The organism is Nostoc sp. CENA543, assembly GCF_002896875.1.
GTDB lineage: Bacteria > Cyanobacteriota > Cyanobacteriia > Cyanobacteriales > Nostocaceae > Trichormus.
In genome coordinates, this window is record NZ_CP023278.1 from 3,853,479 (window position 1) to 3,875,813 (window position 22,335).

Below are 22,335 nucleotides of genomic sequence, written 5' to 3' on the forward strand. Positions count from 1 at the left end.
GAGAATCACAAATACAGATAGATAACCTGTATTTGTGAAGTTTGAGCATCAAACTATGCAAGCTTACAAACCAAATTCTTGTTTTACCTGAGCCACCCAGGTTTTAATGCGATCGTCTGTTAAATCAGATTGATTATCTTCATCAATTGCCAGACCCACAAATTTACCATTTCTTAAAGCTTTAGAGTCATTAAAATCGTAACCATCGGCTGACCAATAACCCACTGTTTTACCACCGCGTTGGGAAATCTTTTCTTCTAGTATGCCTATTGCATCTTGGAAATTATCTGCATACCCTATCTGGTCGCCAGTACCAAAATAGGCAACCATCTTACCATTGAAATCTATATCATCCAGTTCTGGAAAAAAGCCTTCCCAATCGCTTTGGAGTTCGCCAATATTCCAAGTCGGACAGCCCACAATAATATATTGATATTCCGAAAAATCTTCAGTGTCAGCTTGAGAAATATCATGCAGTTCCACTAAATCACCACCAAACTGATCCCGAATAATTTCGGCTACAGATTCAGTTTTACCAGTTTGAGTCCCGTAGAATAAACCGATTTTTTTCGCCATTTTCACACCTGATATTTAACAGAACAAACTACTGTTGGTTAACAACAAATCAGCAAACAATGCTCCCCCACAGCCACCGACTAGCCAACCTGCATTAAATTCACTCCCAGACTTAGGGGTTTGCAGATTTTCTAGGAGTTCTCCTTGGGGGGCTTTTTTCTGGGAAAACCAAGCTCTGCCATATAGCCACGAACAAACGGATAGTCTCTGCATGGGCAACGTGCGCCCCTAACAGTCGTCCTGAAAGATTAGTTAACCGAGCATTCCCCGAACACCAGGGGACAGACTCCAGGTTATGCACAGCCATGCTTGTCATTGTGTGATGTCCTGAAATTTATCTAAAGTTAGCCCTTGAACTTATTGACTATATATTGCAATAAGCTTTGAAAATATCCTACCAGATTTATTGCAAAAATCTCGCAATTATTTCAAATAAATTTTCCTACAGTAAAAGTTATGCTATCGATAGACTGTCTAAACCAGGGGTTTAAGGCGGAAATTGGGAAAAATATTTTTATGCTGTCATTTAAGCTACTGCAAACTAGGCTGCTAGATTTTATCAATAAATTACTGTTGAGTCGAAACGCTAATCCAAAATCCCCAAGCTGCATCCCTTTTATGTGTGCAGTCAATCTAAAATCTAAAATCTAAAATTGATTGACTCTGTAGCTAATTGGGTTTTCTATTGGGGATTGAGAAAAATAGGACTATATCAAATGAACCAGCAAAGTATTCCCAGGTGAGTAGCTGGGAAATTCCCGATGAAGAATTGAGAACGCATTTGCTATGAAGAGAGGATTTATTAACTTCTTTAAGAAAGACTTCAAAACAGAAGACTTTAGTAAGTATGTAATATTATATCTATCAGATAAAGATACACTCAATCAAATCACTAGAAGTGATTTGTCCACGATGATTCATGATGCTCATTAGGGAATTGAAAGTTTTCATAAAGCCATCAAACAAGTATGTGGAATTTGTCTACTTATGGTTAGCTCTCAATTCAGTCTTCCTGGCTATCAAGTTAGCGATATCATTTATGAAGGTTACAGAACCATCGTTTATCGCGGATATCGAGACAATGATTCATTACCAGTAGTAATTAAACTGCTGAAAAATCCTTATCCCAGGTTTAGCAAACTAGTCAACTTTCGTAATCAATATACCATTACCAAAAATATTCAATTCCCTGGAATCATTCAAACTTACAGTCTTGTAGCTTATCAGCATCGTTATGTATTAATCATGGAAGATTTTGGAGGTATTTCTCTGTCAGAGTGGCGTAGACAAAGAGGAAACCAAATCAATTTGAGAGATTTTTTAGAAGTTGCTATATCTTTATGTGATACTTTGAATTTTCTTTATCATCAGAAAATTATTCATAAAGATATTAAATCTAGTAATATTCTAATTAATCCAGAAACCAAACAAGTTAAATTAATTGATTTCAGTATTGCATCTTTATTACCCAGAGAAACACAAACGTTAGTCAATCCTGAAGTTTTAGAAGGAACATTGGCTTACATTTCTCCTGAACAAACGGGGAGAATGAATCGAGGACTTGATTATCGCACAGATTTGTATTCTTTAGGTGTAACTTTTTATGAACTATTGACAGGAAAACTACCATTTCATTCCCCAGATGCGATGGAATTGATACATTGTCATATTGCCAAAGCAGCACCATTAGTAAATGCGATTAATCCAGCAATTCCAGATGTCATTGTAGAAATAGTCAACAAGTTGATGGCAAAAAATGCCGAAGATCGCTATCAAAGTGCCTTGGGACTCAAGTATGATTTAGAAAAATGCTGGGTGCAACTGCAAGAAACAGGTAGAGTTGAAAGTTTTACCATTGCACAGAGGGATGTGTGCGATCGCTTTCTGATTCCTGATCAATTGTATGGACGAGAAACTGACGTAAAAACCCTACTGACAGCCTTTGAGAGCGTCAGTCAAGGAGCGACTGAAATCACGCTAGTCGCAGGTTTTTCTGGGGTTGGTAAAACTGCGGTAGTGAATGAGGTACATAAGCCGATTGTACGACAAAGGGGTTATTTTATTCAAGGCAAATATGACCAACTGAATCGTAATCTTCCCTTGTCAGCATTCGTGCAAGCTTTCCGTGATTTAATTAGGCAATTATTAACAGAAAGTAATGCGAGAATCCTGAACTGGAAGCAAAAAATATTAACAGCCTTGGGCAATAATGGCCAAGTCATTATTGAGGTTATACCAGAATTAGAAAGGATTATTGGTAAGCAACCACCAGCTATAGAATTATCAGGAGCAGCAGCCGAAAATCGCTTTAATTTATTATTCCAAAAATTTACTCAAGTTTTTACTAGTGCTGAACATCCTTTAGTAATATTTTTAGATGATTTACAATGGGCAGATTCCGCATCATTAAAATTAATTCAGCTATTAATTACTGACACAGTTTATCTGTTATTAATTGGGGCGTATCGTGATCACGAAGTCAATCCAGGGCATCGATTAATGTTGACGTTGAGTGAGCTAAAAAAAACTTCGGCAACGATTAATATGATTACATTAGCACCACTCAATTACATACAAATCAATCAATTAGTTGCTGATACACTCAAATGCTCAGAATTCTCGGCATCTCCTCTTTCTAAATTGGTATTTCAAAAAACCCAAGGTAATCCATTTTTTGCTATCCAATTTCTCAAAGCATTACATCAAGATGAATTAATTCAATTTAACTTTGAGTTAGGTTGTTGGCAATGTGACATTGCACAGGTAACAACTCAAGCGGTAACAGATGATGTTGTGACTTTTATGAGTCAACAACTACAAAAACTATCGCCCTCAACTCAACATCTGCTACAGTTAGCTGCTTGTATTGGCAATGCTTTTGATTTAGATACTTTGGCGATTGTTGCCCAAATATCCCCAATTGAGGCATCTAGTGATTTATGGCAGGCGTTACAAGCGGGATTGATTTTACCAGTTAATGAAGTTTATAAATTTTATATTGAGCAAGAAAATTTTGTATGTACATTAGACAATTCCCATTCAGTGTCATACAAATTTTTACATGACCGAGTACAGCAAGCTGCCTATTCCTTAATTACTGACGATCGCAAGCAAGTCACCCATCTACAAATAGGTCAACTATTACTACATAATTCTACCGTCAGTGGACGAGAAGAACGACTTTTTGAGATAGTCAATCATTTGAATATCGGCAGTACCTTGATCATAGAGCCATCGGAACGGGAAAGCTTGGCACAGTTAAATCTAGCTGCTGGACGCAAAGCTAAAACTGCTACTGCCTATGGTGTGGCAATCAACTATCTAGTAACAGGAATTCAGCTTTTACCTGCCACTGCTTGGCAAAGCCATTATCCCCTGACTCTGGTACTGCATGAAGAAATTACGGAAGCCTGTTATCTGCACACTGATTTTGAGCAAATGGAACGGTGGGCAAATATCGTATTACAAAATAGCAACGCCTTGCTAGACACCATTAAAGTTCAACAAACCCGAATTATGGGAGCTAAAGCTCAGGGAAAGTTGTTAGAGTCCATACAAATGGGATTAAGCTTATTACGTTCCTTGGGCATTGAATTTCCAGCACAACCCACTCAGGAAGATATAGAACAAGCCTTTTGTGTGACGCGATCGCTGTGGGCAGATCAACACCCCCTCAGCTTACTAGATTTGCCCCCGATGAGCGACCCCCAACTGTTGGCAGCAATGGAAATACTGACAGTTTTAGTATCTGCCGCCTATATGTCAGGTTCTAGCTTCATGCCATTGCTGATTTTTAAACAAGTTGAATTATCCATCCAATCAGGCAATAGTCCCGTTTCTGTATTTGCTTATGGTGACTATGGGGTAATTTTATCTGGTCTGATGGGCGACATTGAAAATGGTTATGAATTTGGGGAATTGGCATTAAGCCTGCGAGAACGATTGCAACTGAAATCCTTCAAACCCCGAACCTTGTATATAGTTTATGCTTTTATCAAACATTGGAAAATCCCACTATCAGAAACTGTTCTCGGTTTGCACGAAACCTACCGTAGTGCGCTAGAAACTGGCGATATTGAGGTTGCTTGCTTAAGTGCGGCGATATCCTGTGGCTACGGTTTTTATCTAGGACAGGAATTAACCGAACTGAATCAGATGATCAATATCTATTACCCAACTATTAAAAATTATAAACACAGCACTTCTCGCCTTGAACACGACATTCAGCAACAAGCTGTCTTGAATTTACTGGGACAGAAGGAAGAAGGAGTTCCTGATCAGTTAACGGGAACAGTGTTTAATCAAGAAATACACATCCCACAGATGCAAGCAAGCAATCAACGGACTGCATTGTGGATTTGGCATCTGAATCAATGCTTTCTCTATTATCTGTTTGGCAAATATGCAGCAGCCAGCCAAATGTCTGCTCAAGCTGCTCAACATTTAGATGGGGCGATCGCTACTTTTTTAATTCCTATCTACTCATTCTTGGATGCCTTAATTCAGTTAACCCAGTATGCCACTGCATCTTTCCCAGAACAACAAAACATCCTGTTAAAAGTTCAACAATATCAAAACCAATTGCAGTATTGGGCAACATTAGCTCCCAGCAACCATCAGCATCGTTGGCAACTGGTGGAAGCAGAACGGTGTCGGGTATTGGGAAATACAACCGATGCCATAGAAGCTTATGATCGCGCCATTTCCCTGGCTCAAGCAAACAAATTCCCTCAAGATCAAGCCTTAGCTAATGAATTGGCTGCTAAATGTTTCCTTGACTGGGGCAAAGAAAAAGTTGCCGCCGGATATATGCAAGAAGCTTACTACTGCTATGCTCGGTGGGGTGCCAAAGCCAAAACAGATGATTTGGCAAAAAACTATCCCCATTTACTGACACCAATTTTTTACTTGACAAAATCTGCGATTGGTGAATCACTATCAACTAAATCATCCATATCTGCTAACAAAGTTTCTGCCACACTGGACTTAAATACAGTTCTTAAAGCCTATCAAACCCTCTCTAGCGAAATCCAACTTGATCGACTACTACAGAATCTCATCCAACTTGTGATGACTAATGCTGGTGCTGACAAAGCTGCCCTGTTCCTCAACTATGAAGGCACTTTGCAATTAGGGATTAAGTATTTTGATCATGCTGTGCAATCTCTGGAACGCAAACCTATAGATCAGTGCCAACAGATTCCCCACGCGCTCATTCATTATGTTGAACGCACCCTACAAACAGTGATTACCGACGGTAAAAACCATGTCAGCACCATTAATGACCCCTATTGTCTTCATTACCAACCCAAGAGTTTATTGTGTACACCAATTCTCAATCAAGGGCAGTTGCTAGGTGTTCTGTATTTAGAAAATGCCATCACCTCTGGAGCTTTTACCGATGAGCGAGTGGAATTACTGAAATTGCTCTGTTCCCAAGCAGCCATTTCCCTTGTCAATGCTAGGTTGTATGAGCAATCCCAATCCTATGCCCAACAGTTGGAGCGATCGCTGCAAGAACTACGTGAGAGTGAATCCCGCTTCCAAACTCTGGCGCAAAACATACCAGGAGTTATTTTTAGGGCTGGTATTAACCTCAAGGATGGATCGAGATTCACCCCCTATGTAAGTTCTGGTTGCTATGCTCTTTATGGTGTCAGTCCTGAAGCTGTAATGACAGGAGAATATCTGTTAAGCGACTTTGAACATCCTGATGATCGCCCCAGAATTCAGCAAGCCATCGAGCAATCTATCAAGAATCTCAGCCTTTTTCGAGAACAATTCCGTATTATCTCGCACACAGGTAAGATAAAATGGATTCAAGTAGTTGCCCAACCTAAAATCTACCCAGACGAATTAATAATGTCGGACGGTGTTGTGATCGATATCAGCGAACAGCAAGCTGCACGTCATGAACGCCAACAAGCAGAAATCGCCTTAGCAGAAAGTGAAGCCAAATTCCGGGGCTTGGTAGAAGGAGTCACCGACGTAATTTGGTCAGCAGAAACAAACGGCATATTGATTTATCTCTCCCCGCAATTCCAGACCATGTTTGGCTTAAACCCTGCTGACTATGTGGGAAAATGCTTCTTAGATTTGATTCATCCCGATGACTTAGAAGGAATTTTAGTATCGATTAGACATCTAATTGAGAAAGGTGGAAAAATTCTCAATCAAGAATTTCGCCATTTGTGTCAAGACGGTAGTTATTTGTGGGTGACAGTCAACGCTACCCCGATTTATGATGCTGAAGGTCATGTGATTCGACACCAGGGTATCATTCGAGATATCAGCGATCGCAAAAAACACGAAGAACAACTCGAAAAAACCAATGCAGAACTCATTCGTGCCACCCGCCTCAAGGACGAATTTTTAGCTACCATGAGTCACGAATTACGTACCCCCCTAAATGCAATTTTAGGTATGACCGAGGGATTGCAAGATGAAATATTTGGGGAAGTTAACGAAAAACAACTGCGAGCCTTAAACACTATCGAGCATAGTGGTAATCATTTACTCGAACTAATTAACGAAATTCTCGATCTCTCGAAAATTGCATCAGGGCAAATTCAACTTAACTGTGCAAATACCGCAGTTATACCTTTATGCCAACAAAGTCTCGAATTTATCAGACCCCAAGCTGCAAAAAAATCAATTCAGATAGAAAGTAAATTACCGATTGATTTGCCCCAATTGTACATAGACGAACGACGCATTTGCCAGGTACTAATTAATTTACTGAATAATGCCGTCAAATTTACTCCAAAGGGTGGTTCTATTACCCTAGAAGTTATTTTCCCCAGTGCCAACGAGCGGCAAAATTATCTCCAAATTGCCATCACTGACACAGGGATTGGTATCGCTCCCGAAAATTTCCAGAAAGTATTTGAACCATTCATTCAAATTGATAGCAGCCTCAATCGCAACTATGAGGGTACAGGATTAGGATTAGCTCTCGTTAAACGCATCGTTGAACTACACGGAGGTGAAGTGACGTTAACTAGTCAACTAGGGGTAGGTAGTTGTTTTGCAATTTACTTACCCACGTCTGTATGAGGGGTGTAGAGGAAAGAAGGGGCGGAGCATCGTCACCTTCGTAAAGTTTCTTAATTACAAGTACCTGAATACCTGCCATTTTTTCAACTAGGCGATAACCTAGCAGAAAGAGGAAGGAGGCAGGGGTGCAGGGGGCAGGGGAGAAAAACTAATAACTAATGACTAATGACTAATGACTAATGACTAATAACTAATAACTAATAATTTGATTATGATAAATCCGCTAAATTGCCAAAATTATATTAACGGTCAGTGGTTGAGTGCTACCGAGGAAAATATCCTAGCTAGTCATAACCCTGCTAATAAAACTGAAGTTGTCGCAACTTTCCCCCGTTCTCAAGTGGAGGATGTAGATTTAGCTGTGGCTGCTGCTAGAGAAGCTTATCAAAGTTGGCGAAAAGTCCCCGCCCCAGCTAGAGCCGAATACATCTTTCGTGTAGGAGAATTGTTAGCTGAACATAAGGAAGAACTAGCACAGTTAATTAGTCGGGAGATGGGTAAACCATTAACTGAGGCTAGGGGTGATGTACAAGAAGGGATTGACTGTGCTTTTTATAGTGCTGGGGAAGGAAGGCGACTGTTTGGACAAACGACACCTTCGGAAATGCCCAATAAGTTCGCTATGACGGTGAGAATGCCCATTGGGGTTTGTGCTTTAATTACACCGTGGAATTTCCCTGTAGCTATTCCCTGTTGGAAAGCAATGCCGGCTTTAGTATGTGGAAATACAGTCATTCTCAAACCGGCGGAAGATACGCCGGCTTGTGCAACTAAATTAGTAGAAATTTTCGCCGCCGCAGGTTTACCACCAGGAGTAATTAACTTATTACATGGGGTGGGGGAAGAAGTAGGAAAAGCTTTAGTTGAACACCCAGACATTGATTTAGTGTCCTTTACCGGTTCTTCGGAAACAGGTGCTTATGTAGGTGCAACTTGTGGACGGACTCACAAACGCGTCTGTTTAGAAATGGGTGGTAAAAATGCCCAAGTTGTCATGGAAGATGCAGACTTAGAATTGGCTTTGGATGGTGCTGTTTGGGGTGCATTCGGCACAACTGGACAACGTTGTACGGCTACTAGTCGTTTGATTTTACACCGCGATATCAAAGAAAAATTTACGAGTATGCTGTGTGAACGTGCCGAAAAGTTACGTTTGGGTGCTGGTGATCAGCCAGAGACAGAAATCGGCCCGATAATTAACCACAGACAATTGCAACGGGTCAGTGATTATATGAAAATTGCCCGTGAGGAAGGTGCAGAAATATTAATTGGTGGGGAAATTGCTACTGAGGGTGATTTAAAAGCGGGTTACTTTTTTCAGCCGACGGTTTTAGATCATGTCACACCTCAAATGCGGGTGGCGCGAGAAGAGATATTTGGCCCTGTGGTGGCGTTAATTGAGGTGAGTACCTTTGAAGAAGCGATCGCCATTTTAAATGATACCAAATATGGTCTTTCTTCTTCAGTCTATACTCGCGACATCAACCGCGCCTTTACTGCTATGCGCGACATTGCAGCAGGTATTACTTACATTAATGGCCCTACCATTGGCGCAGAAGTACATTTACCTTTTGGTGGTGTCAAACAAACAGGTAACGGACACAGAGAAGCGGGAACGACTGCCTTAGATGTTTTTACTGAGTGGAAAAGTGTTTATGTTGACTTTTCTGGCAGTTTACAACGCGCTCAAATTGATAATCGTTAGTTGGTTGCATACTGATGATATGAACTGAAGTAGTGACAGGTGATGTCGCTAACTTCAGTTTTTTAGTTCCAGATATGGGAATACTAAATCCAGAGATTTTGAGCATGAGAAGGTATGGTTAGCACTTTGATGGGTATTCCTGGATATCAAATCACTGAAGAAATTTACAATGGTGCAAGAACATTAGTTTACCGGGGATACAGAGAACTTGACTCATTACCTGTAGTCATCAAAGCTTTGAAAAATCCTTATCCCAGTTTCACTGAACTCTTATCATTTCGCAACCAATACACAATCACGAAGAATCTCAATTCACCTCTAATTATCCAAACTTATAGCTTGGAACTATACCAAAATGGTTATGTGTTAATATTGGAAGATTTTGGGGGCATTTCTCTAAAACAGTGGCAAATTAGAGAAACCCAAATATCTCTCCAGCAATTTTTAGAAATAGCGATCGCACTATGTAATATCTTAGATTTACTCTACCAAGAACGCATTATTCATAAAGATATTAAACCCAGCAATATATTAATTAACCCGGAAACTCAAGAAGTTAAATTAATTGACTTTAGTATTGCATCTTTATTACCACGAGAAACCCAAAACCTAATTAAAAGTAATGTTTTGGAAGGAACATTAGCTTACATTTCTCCAGAACAGACAGGGAGAATGAACCGGGTAATTGACTATCGCACAGACTTCTATTCCCTGGGTGTAACTTTTTATGAGTTACTCACGGGAGAGTTACCTTTTCCGGCTAACGAGCCGATGGAAGTAGTGCATTGTCATATTGCTAAAGCAGCACCATTAGTAGATAAAATTAACCCACAAATTCCACCTTTATTCTCAGCCATTGTCAGCAAGTTAATGGCGAAAAATGCCGAAGATAGATATCAAAGTGCATTGGGATTGAAATATGATTTAGAACAATGCCTATCACAACTGCAAACAACTGGCAAAGTTGAGAGTTTTACAATTGCTAGTCGGGATGTGTGCGATCGCTTCATCATTCCTGATAAACTCTATGGCAGAGAAACAGAAGTAAAAACCCTACTAGAAGCCTTTGATAGAGTCAGCCAGGGTACAACAGAAATGATGCTAGTAGCTGGTTTTTCTGGAATCGGGAAAACAGCCGTTGTCAATGAAATACATAAACCCATTGTTAAACAACGCGGCTATTTTATTAAGGGCAAATTCGACCAGTTTAATCGCAATATCCCTTTCTCTGCCTTTGTGCAGGCCTTCCGTGATTTAATGGGGCAATTATTGACCGAAAGCGATACCCAATTACAACACTGGAAAACTCAGACTTTAGCAGCACTGGGAGAAAATGCTCAAGTGATTGTAGAACTGATTCCTGAACTGGAACAGATTATTGGCGCACAACCCCCAGCACCAAAATTATCAGGAACCGCAGCCCAAAATCGCTTTAACTTGTTGTTTCAAAAGTTTATTCAAGTCTTTAGCATCCGCGCACATCCGTTGGTGATGTTTGTGGATGATTTGCAATGGGCAGATTCAGCTTCATTGAATTTGATTCAGGTGTTAATGTCTGAGTCGCAAACGGGCTGTTTATTACTGTTAGGCGCGTATCGGGATAATGAGGTATTTGCCGCCCACCCGTTAATATTGACTCTGAATGAGATGGAGAAAACAGGGGCAAAAATCCACACCATGACCCTGCAACCCCTGAATTTTAACAGTCTCAATCACCTGATTGCCGATACCCTTCATGCTCCCACATCTGTAGTCAAACCACTGACAGAACTGGTCATGCAGAAAACTCAGGGTAATCCCTTCTTTGCTACCCAGTTTTTGAAAGCATTACATCAAGACCAGTTAATTACCTTTGACTGGGGTGCCGGACATTGGCAGTGTGATATTGTGCAAGTGCGAGACGCGGCTTTGACAGATGATGTGGTGGAATTTATGGCACAGCAATTGCAAAAGCTACCAGCAGCCACCCAAGAGATTTTAAAACTAGCAGCTTGTATTGGGAATGAATTTGATTTAAAAACATTAGCTTTAGTTAGTCAAGAATCTATAGTAGAAACTGCAACTTGTTTATGGAATGCTTTGCAGTCAGGCTTGATTTTGCCGCAGACAGAGATTTATAAGTTTTTTGTGGGTGCAGAAAACCAAGGTGTGAATCAAGACAATGGGGAAATTTTTATTTATAAATTCCTGCACGATCGCGTCCAACAAGCCGCTTACTCATTAATCCCAGAAGACCAAAAACAGACAACCCATGTCAAAATCGGTCGTTTACTGTGGTCAAATACCCCAGAAGCAGAAATAGAGGCACAGGTTTTTGCGATCGCCAATCAATTAAATATTGGCATTGAACAATTCCGTGAATCACAAGAACGCCATCAACTATCCCGATTAAACTTGATTGCTGGCAAAAAAGCTAAAGCCTCAACGGCCTATAATGCTGCACTAGCTTACCTAAAAATCAGTATTGATTTACTCCCCACCAACCCTTGGCAATCTGACTATGATTTCACCTTAAGCTTATATAACGAAGCGACCGAAGCCAGTTATCTCAGTGGCGAACTAGACTTAATGGAAAACTTGGCTCAGGAAGTTTTACAACAAGCCACAGCAATTATTGATACAGTCAAAGTCTACGAAGTCAAAATCGAATCCTCCACAATCCAAAGTCAGTTCTTGGCAGCTATTGATACAGCCATGCAATTTTTGCGTCCCATTGGCATTGAGTTTCCCCCAGAACCAACAGATGAAGATTTTTTTCTGGGTTTACAGGAAATTCAAGCTCTTCTCAGTGATCAAACAGTAGCTGAGTTAGCTGATTTACCAGAAATGCAGCAGCCGGAATTACGTGCGGCCTTACGTGTCTTAGTTAAAGTAGACACCCCAGCTTATTTAGCAAAACCGCAACTCCACCGCTTGCTAGTGCTGAAGGAAGTGCTTCTATCCATCAAATACGGTAATAGCTCCGCTAGTACCTTTGTCTATTCAGGGTATGGACTGATGCTTAGTGGTCAGTCAAATAGTATCCCCCAAGGTTATGAATTTGGTCAGTTAGCCTTGCAACTGCTTTCCAAGTTTTCAAACCATGAATATGAAGCGAGAGTTCTAGTAGTTGTTCATGGTTTTATCACCCATTGGAAAGAACCTCTAGCCGCTACCCTCAAGCCCATGCTGCAAGCCTATGCCAGAGGTTTAGAGATTGGAGACTTAGCTTTTGCCTGTCACGGTGCATCTGTTTATTGCTACCACGCTTATGTCGCTGGTCAAGAATTAACTACACTAGCGAATGAATTGGCGATTTATAGTGCAGCTTTAGCTAAAATTCACAAACAAGCGACACTAAATTACCACAATATTTATCACCAAATAGTCTTGAATTTAATCAAAGCAACAGCTGCACCTTGGGAATTAGTTGGTACAGCCTACGATGAGAAGTCAACGCTGGTATTAAATGAGCAAGCTAGCGATCCTAATAGTTTATGGCATTTTTGTGTCAACAAACTGATGCTTTGTTATCTGTTTCAAGTCCTAGATTTGGCAGTGGAATATGCGATTAAAGCTAAACAATGTCAATATTCTGGTTTAGGATATGCAATGACTAACATCTCATTGCTCAACTTTTATGATTCTTTAGTGCAACTCGCTTTATTTCCTACAGCATTACCCACACAACAACAGGAGATTTTACAGCAGGTAGCGGAAAATCAACAAATCATGCAGCAGTGGGCAAATTATGCACCTATGAATCAGTTGCATCGATTCTATTTAGTGGAGGCAGAAAAACATCGAGTTTTAGGTGATAAAGCCACAGCAATAGAATTTTACGACCGAGCTATTTCTCAAGCCAAAGCCAACGGCTATATTCAAGAAGAAGGTTTAGCCAACGAACTAGCCGCAAAATTTTACCTTGCATGGGAGAAAGAGAAAGTTGCCGCAGGCTATATGCAAGAAGCCTACTACTGTTATGCTCGATGGGGAGCAAAAGCGAAAGTAGAGGATTTAGAAAAACGCTATCCTCAGCTACTCAAACCGATCATCGAACAAAAAGAGATCAATCTTAATCCTTGGGAAACCATTATTTCCCTTACCCTTCCTCTAAAATCTGTATCGACTCAAAACGATACTACTAGCACTAGTATTTCCAATGTTCTGGATTTTACCAGCGTACTCAAAGCGGCTCAAACTATTTCTAGCAATATCGAATTAGATGAGTTAATTACCAACCTCACGCAAATTATCCTTCAAAACTCTGGTGCTGATAAATCTGTATTAATTCTCAATCAGGATGATGTTTTACAAATTCGTGCCATTACCTCAATTCATGCAGAAATAAATTCTCCACAGACAACAATCTGCACACAATTACTTGACGATTGTCAAGATATTCCTAGAAAAATCATTAATTATGTCAAAAACACCCAACAAACAATTGTGATAAATAATTGCCAAATAGATATTCCTGGGCTAATTGCAGAATATATGTTGAGATATCAACCCCAGAGTGTCTTGTGTACACCGATTATTAATCAAGGTAATTTGATAGGCATACTATATCTTGAAAGTCGTGCAGCAGCAGGAGTATTTACTGAAGAACGTCTCCAAGTTATTCAGATACTTGCTGCTCAAGCAGCCATAGCATTAGACAATGCTCGACTTTACCAACAAATGCAACAAGCAATGGAAAAAGCGTTGCTCAATCAAATTTCCATTGATCAGGCAAATATTTCTGTCTGGTGGATTGAGCCAGATGGTCGGATTTTCTATGTCAACGATGCGGCGTGTAAGGGACTGGGATATAGCCGAGAAGAGATAATTGGTAAATATGTTGCTGATATTAATCCGGTTTTTCCTCAAGAATTATGGGCGGAGCATTGGGAAGCAATTCGCACTCAAGGTTCGTTCACTGCTGAAAGCTATCATAAACATAAATCTGGCAAGATTTATCCAGTTGAAGTCAATGTTAACTATGTAAAATTTAAAGATAAAGAATACAATTTCGTATTTACTAAAGATATTAGCGATGCCTATCGGCAAGCTGCACAACGCAAGCAAGCAGAAGCCGAAATTCAACAAAAATCTCAAGAATTAACCAAAGCATTACACGATTTACAACAAGCAAATTTACAAATTGTCCAAAGTGAAAAAATGTCTGCTTTGGGTAGTTTAGTTGCTGGGGTTGCTCATGAAATGAATAATCCCCTGGGCTTTATTTCTGCTACCCTACAACAAACTAAACCAGTGCTTGCAGATATTTTTGAACACCTGAAACTATATCAAGAAACTCTACAGCATCCAGGCGAAGCAATTATCGAACACGCTGAAGAAATTGATTTAGATTATAGTTTAGAAGATTTACCCAAGATGCTTGATGCAATGGTCATGGCTTGTGATAGATTAAAAAACATCAGCACTAGTCTTCGTACTTTTTCACGGGCAGATAAAGATTACAAAGTGCTGTTTAATATTCACGAAGGCATCGACAGTACGATTTTAATTCTCAAACATCGCCTGAAAGCTAATGACGAACGTCCAGCGATAGAGGTCATCACTGAATACGGAGATTTACCCCAAATAGAATGTTTTCCTGGGCAATTAAATCAGGTATTTATGAATATTCTCGCCAATGCTATTGATGCTTTGGACGAATCAAATCATGGTAAGAGTTTTGCAGAAATTCAGGCACATCCCAACCGCATTAAAATTACCACATTGATGGCAGATAAATATGTCAAAATCTCAATTGCTGATAACGGTAAAGGGATGAATGAGGAAGTTAAACAAAAAATCTTTGACCATTTATTTACTACTAAAGGAGTTGGTAAAGGGACGGGATTAGGTTTGGCTATCGCTAAACAGATAGTCGAAGAAACTCACGCAGGAAAGCTAATTTGTAACTCTACATCAGGCGGAGGTACAGAATTTATGATAGAAATTCCAGTATTAACTTGACTATTAACTAGAGGATTCCTATTTGATTTTGGCGAAGCTAGGTACACTTTGATTTTTTCTTTCCTGTTCCCTGTTCCCTGTTCCCTCCCTACGCAAATAATTTCAGGAATCAAAGCGGATTCCTATATCACCTATACAACCAAACCCTGAGCAAAGATAACAATTGTTCTGTATCTACGGGTTTAGTGATGTAATCTGAAGCACCGGCTTCAATGCACTTTTCGCGATCGCCTGGCATGGCTTTGGCGGTGAGAGCGATAATAGGGAGGGTGCGAAATTGTGGTTGCTGGCGGATACAACGGGTGGTTTCATAACCATCCATTTGTGGCATCATGACATCCATTAAGACCGCATCTATTTTGGGATTTTCTTGTAGGGTGGCAATTCCATCTTGACCGTTTTCTGCAAATAAAACTTCCATTTGATAGCTTTCTAACAGGCTAGTCAAGGCGAAAATATTCCGTAAGTCATCATCAATAATCAAAATTTTGCGGTTAGCTAAGACGGTATCTGTTTGTTGTAGTTGTTCTAAGATTTGGCGTTTAGCTGGGGGTAGGTTGGCTTGGATGCGATGTAAGAATAAGGCTGTTTCATCTAACAACCTTTCTGGCGATCGCACATTTTTGATAATAATGGTTTCTGCTAGTCTTCTGAGTTGAGTTTCTTCGTGACGGGAGAGTTCTTTACCGGTGTAGACGATGATTGGTAGTTTGAGGAGGTTGGGTTCTTGTTTGATGTATTCAATCAGTTCTAAACCCGTCATGTCAGGCAAACCCAAGTCTAAAACTATACAGTCAAATTGCTGTGTTTTCAAAATTGCTAAGGCGGCTGTTCCTGTCCCTACGGCTGTACTTTGTACGTCATTATTACCAATGAGTTCAATAATACTTTGAGCTTGCACAGGGTCATCTTCTATGATTAACAGATGTTTGACTTTTCTGGCAATAAAGCTTTTCATTTCGGTAAATACTTGATCTAGTGCTTCCGCAGATACAGGTTTTTGTAAGTAAGTAATTGCGCCTAGGTGTAGACCCCGTTTTTGTCTGTCGTCTACAGACATGATATGAACAGGGATATGTCTGGTTTGGGGGTCGTGTTTTAGTCTATCCAGTAATGTCCAGCCATCGACATCTGGAAGATTAATATCTAAAGTAATTGCTTCTGGCTGATATTGCTGGGCTAAGGCTAAAGCTTGTTTACTATGTGCTGCTACGATGACTTTAAAGCCTTGTTGCTGCGCCATGTCTAGTAAAATGCGCGCAAATTTTTCATCATCTTCCACAATTAACAATACATGATCGCCTGGCTGAATATTTTGGCGATCGTCGGGAATTTGACTAGGGATGGTATCAACTATTTTAGCTACAGGGGTTTCTCGTACAATCGGGGTGGGAGGTAAGGTTGGAGGGGGTGTTTCTTCTTGGTGGGGATAGGCTTGGGGTAAATAAAGTGTGAAGGTACTTCCCTGGCCTGGTTGACTGACAAGTTCTAACCTACCGCCTAACATCTGCGCTAGTTCACGGCTAATAGATAAGCCTAAACCTGTTCCTCCGTATTTCCGGCTATTTGTACCGTCGGCTTGTTGAAACGCTTCAAAAACAATCTGTTGTTTATCTACAGGAATTCCAATCCCTGTATCACTGACAGCAAAAGCAATCATGGGATGATCAAGATTGTTTGTCTCCATCCTCACAGTTAAATTGACACTACCTTGTTCGGTAAACTTAAAGGCGTTAGCTAAAAGATTTTTGAGGATTTGTTGCAAGCGTTTAGGGTCACTGAAAATTGCCGTGGGTAAATTTTCATCTAATTGAATGTTAAAGTTTAATCCCTTGTTATGGGCGATTTGTGCAAAAGCTCTTTCTAAGTAACTACGCAAATCAGTAAACTTGATAGTTTCTAAATTAATAGATAAAGTCCCAGATTCAATTTTAGCGATATCTAAAATATCATTAATTAATTCTAATAAATCATTGCCAGCCGAGTTGATTGTTTGACTATATTCAACTTGTTTACTAGTTAAATTACCTGTAGTGTTATCTGCTAAAATCTTCGATAAAATTAATAAGCTATTGAGTGGTGTGCGTAACTCATGGGACATATTAGCTAGAAACTGCGATTTGTATTTAGACGATAAAATTAACTGTTCAGTTTTTTCTTCTAAAGACTGTCTTGCTTGTTCAATTGCTTGATTCTTACGAGCCACTTCTTGGTTTTGGACTTCTAACAACTCGGCTTTTTCTTCTAATTCTTCATTGAGTTGCTGTAGTTCTTCATTAGATTGTTGCAATTCTTCTTGCTGCTGTTTGAGGAGCAATTCTGATGTTTCTAATTCTTGTGTTTGCTGCTCTAATAGTTGATTACTTTGCTTAAGTTCTTTAGCTAAAGCTACGGATTCATCTAATAAAATCTGAGTTTGTAGATTAGCCTTGATGTTGTTGAGAAAAACGCCTACTATTTCAGAGAATTGGTCTAAAAATTTTAATTTTAACTCGTTAAATAACTCTAAAGAAGCTAGTTCGATAACGGCACTAACTTTGTTTTCAAAAACTATTGGTAAGACAATAATATTCAGTGGTTTGATAGACCCCAGTCCTGAGCTAATCCGAATGTAATCTGGAGGAACTTCGGTGAGTAAAATTCTCTGTTTTTCTAAAGCACATTGTCCTACTAATCCCTCACCTAAGCGAAACTGATTAGCTAGATGTTTACGCTCATTATACGCATAGCTACTTAACAGTTTCAGTGTAGGTTCTTGGTCAATTTCTTCCATGATGTAAAAGACTCCTTGCTGCGCGCCAACTAATGGAGCCAGCTTAGATAAAATCAACTGTGCTACACTTTCACGATGGCGTTGTCCTTGGAGAGTTTGGGTAAATTCGGCTAGGTTAGATTTGAGCCAATTCTGTTCTGCATTTTGCTGATAGGAGACTCTTAAATTCTCCACCATTTGGTTAAAAGTGCGGGTCAAGACACCAATTTCATCCAGGCGATCGCTATGTGGTAAAGTGATTGACAAATCTCCATCAGCCATCGTTTCTGCGGCTTGAGAAATTTTCTGTAGGGGGATGGAAATATGGCGAGTTAACCAAAATCCAATTGCAGCTAAAATTAGAGATATTAAAGGAATACTATAGACAATACTATCCAGAGTTCTGTTAGCAGCAGACTGTGCTTGATTGGTTCGCAATTCTAACAGGCTCTGTTCCTCTTTTTTCATCTGCTCACCCAAGTCAGAAATTTCTAGCATGAGTCGCTGACCTTTATTTGTCAGTATAGCTTCTCTAGCTGCTGCTAACCCCTGTTTTCGTCGCAAGTCAATCACTTCTTGCATCACAATCATTCTCTGATTGATTAACGGCTTTAATCTCTCAATCAGGCGTTGCTGTTGAGGGTTATCTTTAGTGATTGCTTGTAATTCTGTAATTGTTTGATGCAAGACTTTATTAGAAGCTAAATAAGGTTCTAAATAACTCTGTTCTCCGGTAATAATGTATCCTCTTTGTCCAGTTTCAGCCTTAGTTAATTGGCTACTCAGTTCTTCTATTTTACTTAATACTTGATATGTGTGTTTCTCTTTTCGAGATGAGCCTATTAATTCTTTGATACTTCCGTAAGAAAAGAAACCGATCGCGCTCAATATTACTATACTTAAGGTAAACCCTGAACCAATTTTTGAGCCAATTCTTAGACGATTTAACATTATTATTCGAGATTTTAGTTTTTTGTTACTAAATTAAACGGATATGGATAATATTAATTAGACAGATCGGGAGTGAGATTTATTTGTATATTTCTACTTCTGTAAAAAGCGACTGAATATAAATCATACATGATAGAGAGTTACACTCAAAAATATTCTAACTTTTTCTGAACAAGATACGTACGATAACCTAAAAAATAACTACTGGTATTTACTGTTTACATCTGATTGTAATGAAAGTTACAAATTTGGTTGTAAGCATGGAGATAATTTTGACGAAAAATCCTTTGCTTACGGAAATTCATAACCAATTATAAAAGTTTGTGGTGTATCAGATGTTGAGTAAAATTTGCATATTCATGCTAGGAAGTGTATTAGTATTTTCTACTAGCTCCCTAGCAGCACCGAATGTCAGCACGGTATCAACAGTTAATTCTGTTCTGTTGGCAAAGAATGATTTTATGTCACCTTTGGAACAGCAAGTAGTTCAAGAAATGAACAAAGTGCGGACAAATCCCCAGGCGTATATTCCTATCATGACAAATTATCGTCAACGTTTCCAAGGCAACCGGGTAAAAATTGGTAATAATACGTATCTGGTGACAAACGAGGGAGTCAAAGCTGTTGATGAAGCGATCGCTTTTTTGAAATCAGCCCGCCCTGTAGGAAAATTAACTATATCTCAGGGTATGTCGTTAGCGGCTAAGGATCACGTTAAAGACCAAAGTGTTAAAGGCTTAACTGGACATAATGGTAGCGATCGTAGCACACCAGGGTCACGCATTAATCGTTATGGCAGATGGCAAATCACCGCCGCCGAAAATATCAGCTACGGGCCTAGCACTGCTCAAGATATTGTCATGCAATTGATTATTGATGATGGAGTCCCATCACGAGGTCATCGCACCAATATTTTTAATCCTGATTTTAAAGTAACTGGTGTGGCCTATGGCACTCACAAAGTTTATCGCACTATGTGTGTAATTACGTATGCTGGTGGTTATGAAGAGAAATAGGAGAATATCTTGAGTGGTCTAGTTTAGTTGAAAAGACAAAAATAAAGGCGGAGTTATCCGCCATTGTTATTCACCATTCTTGATTAATTAGGTCTTTACTATTTTCTGATATGGATGTGAAGAATGTATGACAAAAATATGGCATTTGTGTATTTGCAGTGTAGCCTTGATCAAAACTGAGAAACATCGTGTATTTGTGATTGGTACATTGAGAAGACCAATTTTTTACAAAATTTTATATTTGATTCTCATTTAAGTATATAAAAATTTATCAAATTCTCTCTCTTTTAGAGCTTGATACTGGAAAATTCACCGTTGATTAAATACGCCATTTATAAAATATCATAATAGTTTATATAATTGAATTCAAATAAATATCTGTATTTCTGGATATAGATTGAAGCCTGGCAATAAATTTTGGTAATTTTACAATATATCTGTCAATTAGTAACTATTTTAGTAAACCTTAACTTTTTTCTAATTAAAAATATTGAACATAGATTAAAAATAATAACTAACATAACCAATTATGAATTTTATCGGTCATCATTGAGAGTAAGCTTAATGATTGAAACCTAGTGGAAAAGTTAAGTAAATAAGTCGCAAATCAACTTAAAAAATTGTTAGTTTTTGAGTCAATTACTCTTGAGTAGAGTATTAACAGCTAATGATAAACAGTTGATTGTTGCTAGCTTAATTACTAGGTTGTTGAGCAAAATGGTGACAATCTCATCAGCATCAATTACTAAAGATTCAACACCAAGCAACCTTAACAACAAGAAGTAACAATGATAGAAAAAATTTTGCTAGCGGTTTCTGGATTAGGACACGCTGAAGAAATGCTCAAAACTTTAAAGGAAGTACCGTCAATCAAAGATGCAAAAGTGACGGTTCTGCACGTTGTTCCTCCCCAAAGCACTTCAGCCGCCATGACAGATAAATGGGAAGAAGGCGGTAAGATTCTCGCGAATGCTATTCAAACCTTGAATTTAGATCCCTCCCAAGTATCTTCTATTTTGCGTCAAGGTGATCCTAAAGATGTGGTTTGTCAAGTAGCTGATGAAATCGATGCTGACTTAATCATTATGGGTTCACGGGGACTCAAACGTCTGCAATCAATTTTATCAAACTCGGTGAGTCAGTATGTTTTCCAACTGTCTTCTCGCCCCATGTTGCTGGTTAAGGATGACATTTATGTTAAAAGAATTAAGCGCATCATGGTGGCAATGGACAACTCTGATGCAGCTAAACACTGCTTAAATTTGGCTTTATTCTTATTACGGGGTATTCAAGGTAGTCAACTAATCTTAGCTAATGTTACTACTGATTTGCGTGGTAAAACTTCCGAAGTCACAGAAATTACTCCCGACAAGAATCCAATTTTAGCCGCAGCAGTCGCAGAAGCGCAAAAATACGGAGTGTCAACTCGCTGCTATATCAGTAGTGGCAGACCTGGAGAAGAAATTTGTCGCCTCGCAGAAGATTTGAGTGTAGACCTACTATTACTGGGTTCGCCCGATCGCCGTCCATCCGTAGCCAAGAGTTTTGTCGATATCGATAGACTCATCGGTGCTTCCTTGTCAGACTACGTGCGTGTCAATGCTACTTGTCCTGTCTTATTAGCGCGTACCAGTGGCGCATAAAATTTGAGGTTGAGGACTGTTAATTAATTTGTCATCAATAAAAACCCCTGTACCATTCGGCAACAGGGGTTTTTTACTTGGAACAAAAAATGATCAAGTATCTTTTTTACCTTCGCGGCTGGCAGTTTGAATGTAAAGAATTATTAAAAATACAGAGGGAACTAAGACGAACAGAATGCTCGCTACGAACCCCAGGTCATTAACTTGCATGGCAAAGAAGCCTCACTTTAATTTCCAGTCAACAATTTTAGGATAGCATCATCAACGCCTGTGTTAGCTCTTTTTTTTACTGACTTCACTGCCAAGACTGATGTCAAGAAAAATCAACAATATTAAGGCTTAGTTACCACGCTGACAGGGCCATTAACTAAAGTTTGACAAGCAAGACGATAATTGGCGGGTTTTTTCTTCAACATCCGGTTTTCTACGGCTGTGGGAGTAGAAAGATTTTCGATTCCTTCTACTATTTCGACGATACAAGTACCGCAGTTACCACCGCCACCGCAATTTGTGAGTTTGCCAATAATTTTATAGATGTCAACTCCATTTTCTATTGCTTTGAGCCGCAAATTTGCACCATCTGCTGCTATGACTTCCTTATTTTCTTTGACAAATTTGATGTTACCCATAACTGAATAGTTCCTCTTTCACTGCAAGCTAGCCGGGTGATACACCTATCTTAATGAGCTT

10 protein-coding genes and 2 pseudogenes are annotated in these 22,335 nt (G+C 39.3%); 6 read left to right on the forward strand and 6 right to left on the reverse strand.

Annotation, left to right across the window (positions count from 1 at the left end; genetic code table 11):
• Window positions 1-63 precede the first annotated feature (63 nt).
• The 3 genes and pseudogenes from fldA to CLI64_RS32185 form a co-directional block, all read right to left on the reverse strand.
• Complete coding sequence (gene fldA, locus CLI64_RS15940; protein ID WP_103138129.1) at window positions 64-576, reverse strand: flavodoxin FldA; 513 nt, start codon at window positions 574-576, stop codon at window positions 64-66.
• A gap of 15 nt (window positions 577-591) precedes the next feature.
• A complete protein-coding gene (locus CLI64_RS15945) occupies window positions 592-789 on the reverse strand; it encodes a photosystem I reaction center subunit XI (protein ID WP_103138130.1) in 198 nt (65 codons plus the stop codon).
• Window positions 767-892: pseudogene (locus CLI64_RS32185) on the reverse strand (chlorophyll a/b binding light-harvesting protein); the annotation flags it as partial. The pseudogene CLI64_RS32185 and the gene CLI64_RS15945, both read right to left, overlap by 23 nt.
• A gap of 357 nt (window positions 893-1,249) precedes the next feature.
• Between CLI64_RS32185 and CLI64_RS31595 the strand changes: the two are divergent.
• The 4 genes and pseudogenes from CLI64_RS31595 to CLI64_RS15965 form a co-directional block, all read left to right on the forward strand.
• Window positions 1,250-1,569 (forward strand): annotated as a pseudogene (locus CLI64_RS31595) (IS701 family transposase); the annotation flags it as partial.
• Window positions 1,564-7,632, forward strand: coding sequence for an AAA family ATPase (locus CLI64_RS15955; protein ID WP_103138131.1), 6,069 nt, complete (start codon window positions 1,564-1,566; stop codon window positions 7,630-7,632). The pseudogene CLI64_RS31595 and the gene CLI64_RS15955, both read left to right, overlap by 6 nt.
• A 211-nt stretch (window positions 7,633-7,843) precedes the next feature.
• A complete protein-coding gene (locus CLI64_RS15960) occupies window positions 7,844-9,337 on the forward strand; it encodes an aldehyde dehydrogenase family protein (protein ID WP_103138132.1) in 1,494 nt (497 codons plus the stop codon).
• Window positions 9,338-9,451: 114 nt separating this feature from the next.
• Window positions 9,452-15,283, forward strand: a complete 5,832-nt coding sequence (locus CLI64_RS15965; RefSeq protein ID WP_103138133.1) for an ATP-binding sensor histidine kinase — start codon at window positions 9,452-9,454, stop codon at window positions 15,281-15,283.
• A gap of 127 nt (window positions 15,284-15,410) precedes the next feature.
• Here the strand turns inward: CLI64_RS15965 and CLI64_RS15970 are convergent, their stop codons facing one another.
• Complete coding sequence (locus CLI64_RS15970; RefSeq protein WP_103138134.1) at window positions 15,411-18,986, reverse strand: response regulator; 3,576 nt, start codon at window positions 18,984-18,986, stop codon at window positions 15,411-15,413.
• 359 nt (window positions 18,987-19,345) lie between these two features.
• On the opposite strand from CLI64_RS15970, the gene CLI64_RS15975 reads away from it, so the two are divergent.
• Together CLI64_RS15975 and CLI64_RS15980 are read left to right on the forward strand one after the other, a co-directional pair.
• Entirely contained in the window at window positions 19,346-20,002 is a 657-nt protein-coding gene (locus tag CLI64_RS15975; RefSeq protein ID WP_225977363.1) for a CAP domain-containing protein, read from the forward strand.
• Window positions 20,003-20,790: 788 nt separating this feature from the next.
• The gene (locus CLI64_RS15980; protein ID WP_103138136.1) at window positions 20,791-21,645 is read left to right on the forward strand and encodes a universal stress protein; all 855 of its coding nucleotides are present in this window, start codon (window positions 20,791-20,793) and stop codon (window positions 21,643-21,645) included.
• 93 nt (window positions 21,646-21,738) lie between these two features.
• Here CLI64_RS15980 and psbM read toward each other — a convergent pair whose 3' ends face one another.
• A complete protein-coding gene (gene psbM / locus CLI64_RS15985; RefSeq protein WP_082803712.1) occupies window positions 21,739-21,855 on the reverse strand; it encodes a photosystem II reaction center protein PsbM in 117 nt (38 codons plus the stop codon).
• A gap of 122 nt (window positions 21,856-21,977) precedes the next feature.
• On the reverse strand, window positions 21,978-22,274 hold the full coding sequence (locus tag CLI64_RS15990) for a 2Fe-2S iron-sulfur cluster-binding protein (protein ID WP_103138137.1): 297 nt from the start codon (window positions 22,272-22,274) through the stop codon (window positions 21,978-21,980).
• Between the last annotated feature and the right edge of the window lie 61 nt (window positions 22,275-22,335).